Below are 14,521 nucleotides of genomic sequence, written 5' to 3'. Positions count from 1 at the left end.
GCTATACTTTTAGATAAGGAGTGTGAATCTAGTGGAATTAAAAAGACAACAACCGATCGTTGAAGCATATCATTTCGATATGAAACCGAAAGACAAAGAAATGGAAACCAAATTGAATGTCGGCTTTGCGCCGTTAAAAGTCAAAGATGAAGAATATATGGAAAAAAACAGTATTATTGGCGCTCGGCTAGAATTCCAATTGGTGTTCCCTGATTATGTTTTGTCAGGACGTGTCGGACAGGTCAATCATATTTTGAATCGTAAAGTCAATTCCGGAGAAGATCTAACAAAAGCCGAAACTGACCGCTTGGTGGAGCCATTGTTTGATATCGTTAAACGCTTGACTTATGAAGTGACAGAGATCGTAACCGACAAACCAGGGTTACAATTGAACTTTAATACCAATTCGAATGCTGCGCAAGAAGCGAAGGAAGAAGACAAATAACGAGAAAGAGGAGGGATGCCCATTGTTTTCCAATCAAATGCAAGTGATGCTATACGTCGATGATGTGACGAAAGCAGTTGAGTTTTGGCAAGAACTAGGGTTTGCGATCATTGAACAACAAACCGTTGATGGAACATCCGTTGTCGAAATCGCGCCATCAAAAGAGGCAGAGGCTCATTTTGTCTTATATGACCGTGAGTTCATCGAAACGCACTCACCTGAAGTCGCATTAAATTCCCCATCGATCATGTTTTTTGCTGAGGATATTACAGCTCTCTATAAAAAACTTTTAGAGATGGAAGCAGAAGTCGGCGAATTGATTCAGATGGAAGAACAGCTGGTTTTCAATTTTGCCGATCCGGATGGCAATTATTTTGCTGTTTCAGGAAAATAGGTTTTACCGATCGTAATCAATCATTCGTCTTTATGAACCCGACTCTATGCTGTCGAACCGTTCAAGACGAATGATTGTTTTTTGATTTTAATGCAAGACATTTTGCAGCCAAAGGGCTAAAATTGATAATAAGAGACTCAATTGCCTTTAAGGAGGGAATGACTATGCAAAACTATCTTTATGCAATCAGTGATATTCATGGAATGGCCGATCTTTTTAAAAGTCTTCTTGCGGAATATGATCCTAAAATCCATCAGTTGCTTTTGATTGGTGATCTAAATGACCGAGGACCAAAGTCCAAAGAGTGTTTAATGCTCGGAAAGAAATTAGTTGAAGAACATCAAGCGATTTATTTACGTGGCAATCATGAAGAGTATTTTCTGCAATTTCTAAATGCCCCAGAGGATTGGTTCGCCGCCTACGTACGCAATGGCGGCAAAGAAACGATTGAAAGTCTTTTACATTCAGGAGCTACTGAAGAGTATTCGCCAACGGAAATTGCCTTGATGATCCGAAGTAGGTATGGAGACTTAATAGAGTTTTTGATGGAGCGGCCGCTTTATTACGAATGGGGGAAGTATCTTTTTGTCCATGCGGGCGTGGATTTAAGTAAAAAAGATTGGCGGAAGACCGCCGACCACGATTTTATCTGGATTCGCGAGCCATTTCATAAAGGAAAAAACCGTACAGGAAAAACGATCGTTTTTGGTCATACCATCACGCCAATGCTGCATGGAGATATGCAGACGACGGATCTTTGGCAACAAGATGACAAAATCGGCATCGATGGCGGGGCAGTATTTGGTGGATCGGTGCATGGCGTGATTTTTGATGAGAAAGGGATCGTTCAGGACATCGAATACCAAAATTTAGCAGGTCCTTGGCAACCAGACTTTTAAAAGTCTTTTTTTGAAAAGTCAAAAGCAGCCATAACAAGAGTCGCGAAAGCAACGTTGTTTTCGTGCAATCTTGTTCGCTCAATGGCTGTCTTTTTTATGTTAAAATAGCAAAAGCAACAAAGGAAAGGTGAGAACGAATGGCAGAAATGAATCAAGAGGTACTTGATTTAGTGAAACAAGAACTAACCTCTTTTACCCAAAAACAAATCAGTACGGTGTTACAATTATTGCAAGAAGGAAATACCGTTCCGTTTATTGCCCGCTACCGTAAAGAAATGACGAATGGACTTGACGAAGTTCAGATTCGAGAAATCGAAGAGCGGTATCAGTACTTAGAAAACCTAGAGAAACGCAAGCAAGAAGTTTTGCGCTTGATAGAAGAACAAGAAAAGCTAACGCCTGAACTATCACAGGCGATTTTAGCTGCGACAAAAATGCAGGCCGTCGAAGACCTGTATCGTCCTTATAAACAAAAACGACGCACCAAAGCGACGATCGCCAAAGAAAATGGCTTGGAACCATTTGCTCAGTGGCTGTTAAGCTTCTCAAAAATAGGTGACGTACAAGAAAAAGCGACCGAATTTATGAGTGATGCTGTTCCTACTGTAGAAGATGTCTTGGCTGGCGCCCATGAGATCATTGCAGAAGGCGTTGGTGATACTGCAGAATTTCGAAGTTGGATTCGGAGCTATTATTCTAACAAAGGACTGTATAAGAGCACGGTCAAAAATGCTGAAAAAGATGAAAAAGGCGTTTATGAAATGTATTACGATTTCCAACATCCTATCAATAAGATGGTTTCCCACCGGGTTTTAGCCACCAATCGTGGAGAAAAAGAAGACATTTTGAAGGTAACGCTTGTGGCAGATGAAGAAAAAATCATGGAGTACCTACGTCGGAAATTGATCACAAATAGTGATTCACCCGCAGCCAGTTTTGTCCAAACTGCTGCTGCTGACGCCTTGAAACGTTTTATCTTACCAGCGATCGAACGAGAGATCCGCAATGAGTTGACAGAAAAAGCCGACGAACAAGCAATTGCGATTTTTGGAGAAAATCTTCGCAATCTGCTGCTGCAGCCTCCGTTGAAGGGGAAAGTCGTTTTAGGGTTTGATCCAGCGTATCGAACGGGCTGTAAATTGGCCGTCGTTGATGAGACAGGAAAAGTATTAGCGATCGAAGTGATCTATCCCCATAAACCGGCGCCGATGAATAAACGAGAAGCGGCTGGACCAGCGTTTCGTCGCTTATTGCAAACCTATAAAGTTGAAATGGTCGCAATCGGTAATGGGACGGCGAGTCGAGAGTCAGAGCAATTCGTCGCTGAACAATTAAAATTGATCGATCAAGAGGTATATTATGTGATCGTGAATGAGGCAGGCGCTTCTGTTTATTCGGCCAGTCCGATCGCCCGGCAAGAATTCCCTGATCTGCAAGTGGAAGAACGCAGTGCCATCAGTATTGGTCGCCGTCTGCAAGATCCGCTGGCAGAATTAGTCAAAATTGATCCACAATCGGTGGGCGTCGGGCAATATCAGCATGACGTCTCACAAAAACGCTTAGCCGAACAATTGGATTTTGTCGTTGAAACAGTCGTCAACCAAGTAGGCGTTGATGTCAATACCGCAAGTGCGGCACTCTTACAGCACGTGGCTGGTCTAAATAAAACGACCGCTCAAAATATTGTGACTTATCGAGAAGAAAAGGGGGTATTTACGCAGCGAAATCAACTGAAAAAAGTCCCTCGCTTAGGGCCAAAGGCCTATGAACAGGCAATCGGGTTTATGCGGATTCCTGGCGGAAAAGTCATTTTGGATAATACCGGGATCCATCCAGAAAGTTATGACACTGCTAAAGAAATTTTGGCGATCGCCGGCATTTCTTTAGCGAAACTAGGGAAAGAACAAATGGAAGAAAATAAAGCTAAGCTTGCCCAACTGCGCCCAGCAGAGCTTTCTGCAAAATTGTCAGTCGGGAAAGAAACCATCACGGATATCTTAAAGGCATTAATGCAGCCTGGACGCGATATGCGAGATGAAATGCCAGCCCCATTATTGCGTAAAGATGTGTTGAGTATGGAAGATCTAAAACCGGGAATGGAACTGAAAGGGACGGTTCGAAATGTGATCGACTTTGGTGCCTTCGTCGATATCGGTGTCAAACAAGATGGACTGGTCCATTTGTCGAAGCTAAGCCGTTCGTTTGTAAAACATCCGAAAGATGTTGTTTCCGTCGGTGATGTCGTAACCGTTTGGATCGAGCAAGTAGATGTCAAAAAAGGCCGTATCAGTTTAACCATGGTCGATCCAGGAAATGCTAAATGACCCAACAAGAATTGCAGCGTTTGGTGGAAGAGCTGTCCCTGTCTGTTTTCAATAAACCATTTACGCATCGAGCGGTATTTAATTCTCGCTTAAAAACAACCGGTGGCCGTTACCATCTAAGTGATCACCACTTGGATTTCAATCCAGTGATGCTTACTGAACACGGGATGGAGGTTTTTATCGGCATTATCAAGCATGAATTATGTCACTATCATTTGCATTTAGCAGGTCTTGGTCATCGTCACCAAGATCCTGCTTTTAAAGCATTGCTGGCAAAAACGGGAGGCCTGCGGTATGCACCTCCTGCCAAAAGGACAGCTAAACATCGCTATCGATGTCAAAATTGCGGCTGCGAGATTCGGCGGCAGCGGCGTGTGGATATCAAAAAATATGTTTGTGGAAAATGTCGTGGACGTTTGCTAGAAATAGGAAATGATGAGAAAAGTCAAGTCGAAAAATAAAACTCGTTGCTATTTTTTTCATTTTGTATGATAATGTAGGTCGTGTGACAACCTGATATTTGTCAATACACGCGTTTTTTTACGACGCGGATTTGAGAAAAGAGGATTATAATAATGGAAAATCAAAACAAAATACATCATTTTGTTGGAATCAAAGGTTCCGGTATGAGTTCATTGGCTTTGATTCTGCACGAAAAAGGCTACCAAGTACAAGGCTCTGATGTGGAAGAATATTTCTTCACTCAACGTGATCTAGAAAAAGCAGCAATCAAATTGTTGCCTTTCGATAAAGCAAACATTCAACCAGAAATGGTCATTATCCAAGGGAATGCTTTCCCTGACACCCACGAAGAAATCATACGGGCCAAAGAACTTGGTTTAGAAGTCACTCGTTATCATGACTTTATTGGCCAATTCATTCAGCCCTATACGAGTATTGCTGTGACTGGTTCTCACGGAAAAACCAGTACGACAGGATTGCTTTCTCATGTTTTAAGCGGCATCCGGCCAACAAGTTTCTTGATTGGCGATGGTACCGGTCATGGAGAGCCCGATGCGGAATTCTTCTCGTTTGAAGCTTGTGAATACCGCCGTCATTTCTTAGCTTATTCACCGGACTATGCAATTATGACCAACATCGATTTTGATCATCCGGACTATTTCCACTCGATTGACGATGTCTTCTCAGCCTTTCAATCGATGGCAAGTCAAGTAAAAAAAGGCATTTTTGCTTTTGGTGATGACGAGTACCTGCGTAAACTTGAAGCAGATGTCCCGATCTACTATTACGGCGTCAACGATAACGACGATGTTCAAGCAAAAAACATTGAACGCACCACCCAAGGTTCAGAGTTCGACGTCTTTATCCATGGTGAAAATATTGGCCATTTTGTCTTGCCAGCGTTTGGTCAACACAACATCAACAACGCACTCAGTGTGATCGCTGTGGCTTACAAAGAAGGATTGGACATGAAAGAAGTTGCCGCTGAGATGCTCTCATTCCCTGGAGTGAAACGTCGCTTCAGCGAAAAAATCGTAGCGGATATGACGATCGTAGACGATTACGCCCATCATCCTGCAGAAATCAAAGCAACGATTGATGGCGCTCGTCAAAAATATCCGGATAAAGAGATTATTGCTGTCTTCCAACCTCATACCTTTACCCGTACGATCGCTTTAATGGATGAATTTGCGGAAGCGTTAGATCTTGCAGACCATGTGTATCTATGTGATATTTTTGGATCTGCTCGTGAATCCCGAGGGGATGTTAAAATTGAAGATCTGGGCAATAAAATTCAAAGAGGCGGAACTGTGATCAAAGAAGAGAACGTTTCTCCGCTACTAGATCATCAAAATGCTGTCGTGATTTTTATGGGAGCAGGCGATGTGCAAAAATTTGAAACAGCCTATGAAAAACTACTAAGCAATACAACTCGTAACGTATTGTAATCAAAGACTCTTGTGGCGTGTTTGCTGCAAGAGTTTTTTACATCTGAAGTTTTTGCAAAAGCAGCACCGCGAACTTGCACTTTTGTCGGCATCTGATAGAATATACTCAGATGAAACTATTCTTTTTGGAGGAATTAAATTTTGAATATAGGAAAACCGCGAAAAATAGGGAAAAGTATTGAAGATATCGAGGAAGGCGATTCGTTATCCTTAACAGAATCGATCGAAGACAATCAACTGTTGTTATATTTAGGACTTACTAATGATGCAAACCCTTTGTATATTCAACATGACTACACGCAAAATACTGAGTATCAGCGTCCCATCGTACCATCCATCATGTTGATGGGGATCATCACCAGTGCCGTATCGAAACATTTGCCTGGTCCTGGCTCTCATGTAGTCAATTTTTCGGTGAACTTTATTGAACCTGTATATCATTATGAAACATTGACCTTTGAATTCGAAGTGATCAAAGTGGATAAAATGAAAGACGTGGTAACTATTTCGGTTGAAGCGATCAACACAGAAGATCATCGTATTTTAGATGCTGTGGTCATGGTCCAGCCGCCAAAAGCAGTAGCAGTAAATGAGGAGGAACAACAAGATGAATAATTTAAACAATGAAACCGTCCAAGCCCAAGGCTTAAATCGCTTTTATTCAAAAGTGTATTTATTCTTCGGCGTTGGGCTTGCGATCAGTGCGATTTCAGCCTATATTTTTGGGGAAGTCTTCAAAGCGCAAACCCTGCAATTTATCGACAATTTTCCGCTAGGATTTACCGGTCTTTGGATCTTACAGATCATTCTAGTTATTGTATTAGGGGTGAAGGCGCAGAAAAATCCGTCCTTGACCGTTGCTGGCTTTTTAGTCTATTCGCTCTTGAATGGATTGACCTTGTCTGTGACATTGATGATCTATGACTTTGGATCGATCGTGGGAGCATTTGTTTCAGCAGCCGTCACTTTTGGTGTCATGTCAGCATTTGGGATCATGACCAAACGTGATCTAAGTGTGGTTGGTCGTATCGGCTATGGTCTGTTGATCGGGATCATCATCTCAACGCTCTTGAATGTATTTATTTTACGCAGTCAACCGGTTGACTTTTTCTTATCGATCGTGACCGTCTTTGTCTTTATGGGAATCACCGCTTATGACAATCAGCAAATCCGCAATGTATACTTCGCAACGAATGGTGGCGCAAATACAGGAGTGGCCGTTTTCATGGCATTACAACTGTATTTAGACTTCATCAACTTATTCCTAGCGTTATTGCGAATCTTTGGCAAAAACAACTAAAAAAAGTGCGAGGAAACTCGCCTTTTTTTTTGTATAAAATGAGAGAGAAAACAAAGCAATTCATCGCTTTTGTGCCCGTTCTTTGATAGAATAAAGAAGAACTTTTTGAGAAAAGGAGTAATCAAATGCCAAAAAATAAATTACTACTCGTTGATGGGAATAGTGTGGCTTTTCGCGCGTTTTTTGCGTTGCATAATTCATTAGAACGGTTTAAAAATGCCAATGGGCTGCACACAAATGCCATCTATGCGTTTCATACTATGTTTGAAAATGTGATGGCAAAAGAACAGCCAACACATGTTTTAGTGGCTTTTGATGCTGGAAAAACCACCTTCAGGACAGCGATGTATGAAGATTATAAAGGTGGACGTTCAAAAACCCCTGGGGAATTTAAAGAACAAATGCCTTACATTCGCGAATTGATCAACGCGTTAGGTGTTCAATACTACGAATTAGATAACTATGAAGCCGATGATATCATTGGCACATTGGCAAATAAAGTCGATAAAGAGCTATTTGATGTCGTCGTTTTATCTGGCGATCGCGATTTGACCCAGCTGGCAACGGAGCACGTGAAAGTTGACATTACGGTCAAAGGCGTTAGCGAAATTGAAAGTTATACGCCCGCTCATGTGGCTGAAAAATATGACGGCCTAACGCCCTTACAAATCATCGACATGAAAGGACTAGCTGGCGATGCTTCCGATAATATTCCCGGCGTCACCAAAATTGGTGAGAAGACAGCCATTAAGCTTTTAAAGGAATATGGCTCCGTTGAGGGAATCTATGAACACATCGATGAAATGAAAAAAAGCAAGATGAAAGAAAACTTGATCAATGACCGTGAGATCGCCTTTCTTTCAAAACAATTAGCAACCATCGATGTGGATGCGCCCATTGAGGTCGATGTCGACAAACTGAAATATGAAGGCAAAGATTTAGAGAAATTGGTGCCATTCTACCAAGAAATGAACTTTAATAGCTTCTTAGATAAGCTGCAGATTACAGCTGAACCAGTTGAGATGGAAGACATTTTGTTTTCGGTCGTTGAAGAAGTAACGGAAGATATGTTCCAGGGAGACACAGCATTGTATGTCGAGATGATGGGGGATAACTATCATTTGGAAGACATTGTCGGTGTTGCTTGGGGCAATCAAGAAAAAATTTATGTCAGCAATCGTGAAGAATTGTTTGAAAGTCCAGCCTTTACCGATTGGTTAAAAGACGAGAAACGTAAAAAATTCGTCTATGATGCCAAACGCACGTACGTGGCGTTAAACCGGTACACGACAGCACCAAAGGGAATCGCTTTTGATGTTTTATTGGCAGCTTATCTTTTAGACACGAATGATACGAATAATGACATCGCAGGTGTTGCCGCTCACTATGGCTATGATGCGATCCAATCGGATGAAGCGATTTATGGAAAAGGAGCGAAAAAAGGGCTGCCGGCGGATGAGGAAGACTTCTTTGCTCATTTAGCCCGTAAAGTAGCGGCGATTACAAACCTAACACCAAAACTTACGGAAGAATTGGCAGCGAAAAATCAAACAGCGCTCTTTGAAGAAATGGAACTGCCTTTATCAATGATTTTAGCTGAGATGGAGATTACCGGCATCAAAGTTGATGCGTCTCGCTTGCATCAGATGAAGGGCGAATTTGCACAACGGTTGCATGAAATTGAAGAAAAAATCTACGCCGAAGCTGGAGAAACCTTCAACTTAAACTCGCCGAAACAACTGGGTGTGATTTTATTTGAAAAAATGGGCTTACCAGTTATCAAAAAAACCAAAACTGGCTATTCGACCGCAGTCGATGTGTTAGAACAACTAAAAGAGCAAGCACCAATCGTTGAAGACATTTTGACTTATCGTCAAATCGCTAAGATCCAATCAACCTATGTAGAAGGCTTATTAAAAGTGATCCAAGGAGATGGCAAAATCCATACGCGATATGTACAAACCTTGACCCAAACTGGTCGTTTAAGTTCTGTCGATCCAAACTTACAAAACATTCCGATTCGTTTAGAAGAAGGTCGAAAGATCCGCGAAGCCTTTGTGCCACGAGAAACTGATTGGGTTATCTATTCCTCGGACTACTCTCAAATCGAACTACGGGTGTTGGCACATATTTCAGATGATACCCATTTGAAAGAAGCCTTTATCGAAGGTCAGGATATCCACTCAAGTACAGCGATGCGAGTCTTTGGTATCGAAAAAGCAGAAGATGTGACACCAAATATGCGTCGTCAAGCCAAAGCGGTCAACTTCGGTATCGTTTATGGTATTTCTGATTATGGATTATCACAGAATCTAGGAATCACCAGAAAAGCCGCCCAACAATACATCGATACGTATTTTGAAAAATATCCTGGTGTGAAAACGTATATGGAGGATGTGGTTCGTGAGGCGAAGGACAAAGGGTACGTTGAAACCTTGTATCATCGCCGTCGTTACCTACCTGATATCAATTCGCGCAATTTCAATATTCGGACTTTTGCTGAAAGAACCGCCATCAATACACCGATTCAAGGCAGTGCGGCGGATATCTTAAAGATTGCCATGATCGATTTGGCGAAACGTTTGAAAGAAGAAAAATTAGCAGCAACGATGCTGCTGCAAGTACACGATGAACTAGTCTTTGAAGTACCTGAATCTGAATTGCCTCGTCTTGACGCTTTGGTGAAAGAAGTGATGGAGCAAGCCGTTGCATTGCATGTCCCTTTACTGACAGACAGCAATTGGGGCAAAACATGGTACGATGCAAAATAAATGAGGTGAACAGAGGTGCCGGAATTACCAGAAGTTGAAACGGTCCGCAAAGGACTTGAAAAACTTGTTTTAAATAAAACGATCGAATCGGTTGAGATCCTTTGGCCGCGAATCATCGAAAGTCCTGAAGTACCGATCTTTTCGACACTTTTGAAAGGGCAACGTTTTGAAAAATTTGAACGACGTGGAAAATTTTTGATTTTTAAATTGACAGATTATGATCTGATCTCTCATCTACGAATGGAAGGCAAGTACGAGTATTTTGAGTCAGACCCGATTGTCGATAAACATACACATGTCATTTTCCATTTTACAGATGGCAGTCAGTTAAATTACCATGATGTAAGAAAATTTGGTCGTATGACCTTAGTGGATAAAGACCAAAGCGCAGCCTATAAAGGGATCATGCAATTAGGTCCTGAACCTAAGCCTGAATTGTTTTTATTAGAAGCATTTGAACAAGGATTGAAGCGTTCGAAAAAAGCCATCAAACCGTTATTGCTTGACCAAAAGCTCGTTACTGGTTTGGGCAATATTTATGTAGATGAGGCGCTGTGGCAAGCAAAAATCCATCCAGAGCAACCAGCGGATTCATTAATGCCAACTGAAGTAGATGTGCTGCATGAAGCAATCATCGATGTCTTAGAGCGAGCTGTTGAAGCAGGCGGAACTACCATTCGAACCTATCTCAATGCACTAGGAGAAGCCGGGAAATTCCAAATGTCATTAAATGTCTATGGCCAGACAGGCAATCCTTGTGGCCGATGTGGCACACCAATCGTCAAGATCAAAGTTGCCCAACGAGGGACGCATTTTTGTCCTCAGTGTCAAAAACTGCATGTGAGGTCCAACAAATGAGTTTTGTTTTAGGCGTCACTGGGGGAATCGCCACTGGAAAAAGTACTGCAGTCGCGCATTTTCGATCACTGGGTTTACCGATTATTGATGCCGATATCATCGCAAGAGAAGTCGTTGAACCGAATACGGAGGGCTTGCAGGCGGTGACGCAAGCCTTTGGTCCGCAGATTTTGACCGATGATGGGCACCTAGATCGACAAACCCTCGGTGCTTTGATTTTTAACGATCCAGAAAAACGCCGCATGCTGAATCAGACATTATCTCCTTTTATTCGACAAGAGATTTTGTCTCAGATCGAAGAAAAAAAACAGGAAGTGCCATTGTTGATCGTTGACATTCCTTTGCTTTATGAAGCCGACTATGACCAATACATGGATCAAACCGCAGTCGTTTATGTGCCAGAAGCCATTCAAAAAGAGCGGTTGATGGCACGTAATCAGTTGAATGAGCAAGACGCGCAACAACGAATCGACAGTCAGCTTTCAATTGAGAAAAAGAAACAACGGGCCGATATTGTCTTTGATAATCAAGGAACGATCGCCCAACTCAATCAGCAGATCGATGATTGGTTAGCATCCTTAAACAAATAGATAAGACAGCAGGTTCCCTTCAGTAAAAGGGAACCTGCTATTTTATCTTTCAATAGCAAACCTAGCCCTATCATTTCCAAAAACAACTGGCGCTGAAACATGTCGGAAACTGTTTGGTTTGGAAAGTAAGACGATCGTTTATGAATGGTTAAATATCAAAGTACCAGCCCTGATTTATTTTGGGGTCACGATCACGCGATTGCTGGAAAAGGGGTGAAGAACGATCGGCTGATCATAAAAAGAGGTGAGAACCTCCTCAGTAAAAATCGTCTCTCGTTGACCAGCGGCGTGGACTTTGCCGTTTTTTAACATCAGCAAATGAGTGAAAATCGGTAGTAGCTCTTCTGTATGATGGGTAACGTAAAGAAGAGTCGGCGTATTCGGCAGTTGTGAAAAAGCCTCCAGACGGGTTAGCAGTTCTTCTCGCGCAAATAGATCAAGGCCCGTACAAGGTTCGTCCAAAATCAGGATCTCTGGTTGTGCCATCATGGCCCGTGCGATCATGACAAATTGTTTTTCCCCTTGAGAAAGGACGTGATAGGAACGATGGATCAAATGCGACAAACCTAAGTCAGTCAAAAGCGCTTTTGCTTGGATCAGCTGCTCTTCTTCATAGGACTCATAAAGACCAATACTGGAATAAAGCCCCGAAAGAACGATCTCTTCGGCAAGATCGCGACCATAAAACTTGCTTTGCAGCGCTGAACTGACCCAACCAATGCGCCGTTGAAGATCGGGCACAGACATTTTTCCGTAACGCTCACCTAAGACCGTTCGTTGACCAGAAGAAGGCCATAAACTTCCCGTGATCATTTGGAGTAATAAACTTTTGCCAGCACCATTCAGACCTAAAATCACCCAATGCTCATTTTTTTTCACTTGCCAATTGATCGCTTTTAATAAATAGTTCTTGTCGCGAACGAATGAAACCTGTTGGAAATCGAGGATTGTCATCTATTGTCGAACCTTAAACAGGTTCTTCACCTCCAGTTGTAAGAATATTTAGAAAATAATCGCTCATATTATAGCATAAAGAAAAACATTTTGCTGACTGTTTGGTATCGCATTCATATCTTTTGTCAGAATTCAGAATGCTTGTTATGATGAAACTATACAGGAGGGATGATAACTATGGGTACTTTTAAAGACGAAAAAGATGTGATCGTTGGCAAGGCTAAAGAAAAAATCGGTGAGTGGACCAATAATGAAGAACTTGCCCATTCTGGGAAAGAACAAGCACACGAAGGTCAGATCAAGAAAGAGCACGATCAAAAAAGAGTCAATGAATTAGAAGATCAAAATGACGAGCGCGATGCCCGCAATGATCGAACTACCCCAGAAAATGTCAGCAGTGAAGAATTGTTGCGAGCTGAAAATCCTGATGCCAATAAAATTTCTTCTGCCGATCGTCGAGATGCAGACCAGCTGAAGCATTATACTGGAATTGAAGATAAATTATAACTGAACACGGATGCCTTCGTCTTCTAGACGAGGCATTTTTTTGTTAACCAGAGTGGATGAAGAGTCAAGAGACTACTGCTCAGTTGACAATTGCTCAACATCTCATTATAATCCATTAAGATCGCATAGAGAGAAGCAAAGAAATTGGGAGGTGGTCATCAAATGCTTATTTATGCATTGTGTACGACTGTCAAGAAAGTAGAACAGCCGCAATAGGAAACGGAAAATTAGAAAGAAGGCTTTTTTATGATCGAACCTTACCAATTTCATTCAATTAAACATCAAGTATACCAATTAGTTCGAACCTATCAATCGGTGAATGATCCTCGAACGATCAAAACGGTTGAAACGATGACCAAAGACGCCATAGAACATTTTTTTCCTGAAGAAGAAACAGCACCACGTGAAATTTTAGCTGCTTTCTTTCAACAGGGGATGACGATCAGTCGCAGCAATGAGCTGTTAACAGAACTCAAAGAGTACGTCCGACCCTTTCAGGTGCCGACAACAAAACAAATTGAAAAAATGTTTCGGAAAGTAAAAAAACTGAAAATACCTGATTTTGCTTCCGTTGATTTAAAAGAGACCACTTATCTTGCTTGGGATGATATCGGTAGTCAAAGCAAGTTTATGATCATAGCCACTGAGCAGGGATTTACAGGACTTCACGGTCATGTGTCAACCGAGGTCAAAAAAGGGATCTGTCCCTTGTGCCAGCATGAAGGAAATGTGTCGATGTTTCTTTCTTTGACCAAGAGCAACGGCGATGGAACATATACGAAACGCGGGAATTATATTTGCCGTGATAGCCAAAGGTGCAATCAGCAGTTGGAACAGCCAGCAAATTTGCATGATTTTGTTTCTTTGCTGCAAATGAAAGATAAATAACGAAATGAAACGGCAGAAATCTTTCTGCCGTTTTTTCTCATTGAAAAAAACAACAGTTATAGCATTATTTAAATTTTGTATTAAATGAACAGAATAAACCACTTTGGCTATTGTACCAATGGATTTCATGTTATAATTAATCATAGAAACCGATGACTTTACGTGAAAACGTAAGCGCATAAGAGAGAAAATGAGGTGGAACTATGCAATGTCCAAAATGTCATCATAACAATTCGAGGGTAGTTGATAGTCGACAAGCCGATGATGGACGTGTGATTCGCCGTCGTCGTGAGTGCGAAAATTGCGGCTATCGCTTTACAACATTTGAACGTATTGAAGAGGCACCCTTGCTTGTGATCAAGAAAAATGGTGCCCGTGAAGAATTCAACCGAGAAAAAATTTTACGGGGCTTGATTCGTTCTGCTGAAAAACGACCAGTGACAATGGATCAGATGGAAACAATCGTCGATCATGTGGAAAGTCGTGTCCGTGCTCTTGGTGAAAATGAAATATCTACGACACAAATTGGTGAGTATGTGATGGAAGATCTAGTTGATTTAGACGAGATCGCTTATATCCGTTTTGCCAGTGTATACCGCCAGTTTAAAGACATGTCAGTTTTCTTAAAAGAACTACAAGACATCGTCGAAAAAGCGAAAGAACCACAAGAATAGAGGGGGA

The 14,521-nt window shown here is 41.8% G+C and carries 15 protein-coding genes; 14 read left to right on the top strand and 1 reads right to left on the bottom strand.

What is annotated here, in order from left to right:
• Positions 1–31: 31 nt before the first annotated feature.
• From A5882_RS14155 to coaE, 11 genes are all read left to right on the top strand, one after another.
• Positions 32–445 carry a DUF1149 family protein gene (locus tag A5882_RS14155; protein WP_042890719.1) on the top strand — a complete coding sequence of 138 codons (414 nt, stop codon included), beginning with the start codon at positions 32–34 and terminating at the stop codon, positions 443–445.
• Between the two features lie 22 nt (positions 446–467).
• Positions 468–839: a VOC family protein gene (locus A5882_RS14150; protein WP_042890720.1), complete on the top strand. Its 372-nt coding sequence runs from the start codon at positions 468–470 to the stop codon at positions 837–839.
• Positions 840–1,003: 164 nt separating this feature from the next.
• Positions 1,004–1,738 (top strand): metallophosphoesterase family protein, encoded by a 735-nt coding sequence (locus A5882_RS14145; protein WP_077454530.1) that lies wholly within the window; start codon positions 1,004–1,006, stop codon positions 1,736–1,738.
• Between the two features lie 137 nt (positions 1,739–1,875).
• Positions 1,876–4,062, top strand: coding sequence for a Tex family protein (locus A5882_RS14140; RefSeq protein ID WP_086373000.1), 2,187 nt, complete (start codon positions 1,876–1,878; stop codon positions 4,060–4,062).
• Positions 4,059–4,523 (top strand): SprT family protein, encoded by a 465-nt coding sequence (locus A5882_RS14135; RefSeq protein ID WP_008380085.1) that lies wholly within the window; start codon positions 4,059–4,061, stop codon positions 4,521–4,523. Before A5882_RS14140 ends, A5882_RS14135 begins: the two co-directional genes overlap by 4 nt.
• A gap of 114 nt (positions 4,524–4,637) precedes the next feature.
• Positions 4,638–5,972, top strand: coding sequence for a UDP-N-acetylmuramate--L-alanine ligase (gene murC, locus A5882_RS14130; RefSeq protein ID WP_005235767.1), 1,335 nt, complete (start codon positions 4,638–4,640; stop codon positions 5,970–5,972).
• A 141-nt stretch (positions 5,973–6,113) separates the two neighbouring features.
• Complete coding sequence (locus A5882_RS14125) at positions 6,114–6,587, top strand: MaoC/PaaZ C-terminal domain-containing protein (protein WP_005235769.1); 474 nt, start codon at positions 6,114–6,116, stop codon at positions 6,585–6,587.
• Positions 6,580–7,272, top strand: coding sequence for a Bax inhibitor-1/YccA family protein (locus A5882_RS14120; protein ID WP_005235771.1), 693 nt, complete (start codon positions 6,580–6,582; stop codon positions 7,270–7,272). Before A5882_RS14125 ends, A5882_RS14120 begins: the two co-directional genes overlap by 8 nt.
• A gap of 125 nt (positions 7,273–7,397) precedes the next feature.
• On the top strand, positions 7,398–10,043 hold the full coding sequence (polA, locus tag A5882_RS14115) for a DNA polymerase I (protein ID WP_086372999.1): 2,646 nt from the start codon (positions 7,398–7,400) through the stop codon (positions 10,041–10,043).
• A 15-nt stretch (positions 10,044–10,058) separates the two neighbouring features.
• Positions 10,059–10,901, top strand: a complete 843-nt coding sequence (mutM, locus tag A5882_RS14110) for a DNA-formamidopyrimidine glycosylase (RefSeq protein ID WP_008380077.1) — start codon at positions 10,059–10,061, stop codon at positions 10,899–10,901.
• Positions 10,898–11,491 carry a dephospho-CoA kinase gene (gene coaE, locus A5882_RS14105; protein WP_005235783.1) on the top strand — a complete coding sequence of 198 codons (594 nt, stop codon included), beginning with the start codon at positions 10,898–10,900 and terminating at the stop codon, positions 11,489–11,491. Before mutM ends, coaE begins: the two co-directional genes overlap by 4 nt.
• A 174-nt stretch (positions 11,492–11,665) precedes the next feature.
• Here coaE and A5882_RS14100 read toward each other — a convergent pair whose 3' ends face one another.
• A complete protein-coding gene (locus tag A5882_RS14100) occupies positions 11,666–12,445 on the bottom strand; it encodes an ABC transporter ATP-binding protein (RefSeq protein ID WP_086372998.1) in 780 nt (259 codons plus the stop codon).
• Between the two features lie 177 nt (positions 12,446–12,622).
• Between A5882_RS14100 and A5882_RS14095 the strand changes: the two genes are divergently transcribed.
• From A5882_RS14095 to nrdR, 3 genes are all read left to right on the top strand, one after another.
• On the top strand, positions 12,623–12,952 hold the full coding sequence (locus A5882_RS14095; protein ID WP_008380072.1) for a hypothetical protein: 330 nt from the start codon (positions 12,623–12,625) through the stop codon (positions 12,950–12,952).
• Between the two features lie 246 nt (positions 12,953–13,198).
• Positions 13,199–13,840: a FusB/FusC family EF-G-binding protein gene (locus A5882_RS14090; RefSeq protein ID WP_086316160.1), complete on the top strand. Its 642-nt coding sequence runs from the start codon at positions 13,199–13,201 to the stop codon at positions 13,838–13,840.
• Positions 13,841–14,043: 203 nt separating this feature from the next.
• Complete coding sequence (gene nrdR / locus A5882_RS14085; protein ID WP_005226004.1) at positions 14,044–14,514, top strand: transcriptional regulator NrdR; 471 nt, start codon at positions 14,044–14,046, stop codon at positions 14,512–14,514.
• Positions 14,515–14,521: the final 7 nt, after the last annotated feature.

This window comes from Enterococcus sp. 4E1_DIV0656, from assembly GCF_002140695.1.
In the GTDB taxonomy this organism is placed as follows: Bacteria; Bacillota; Bacilli; order Lactobacillales; family Enterococcaceae; genus Enterococcus_D; species Enterococcus_D entomosocium.
The sequence above is the reverse complement of the archived record's forward strand: the minus strand, read 5'-3'. Positions and strand labels throughout refer to the sequence as shown.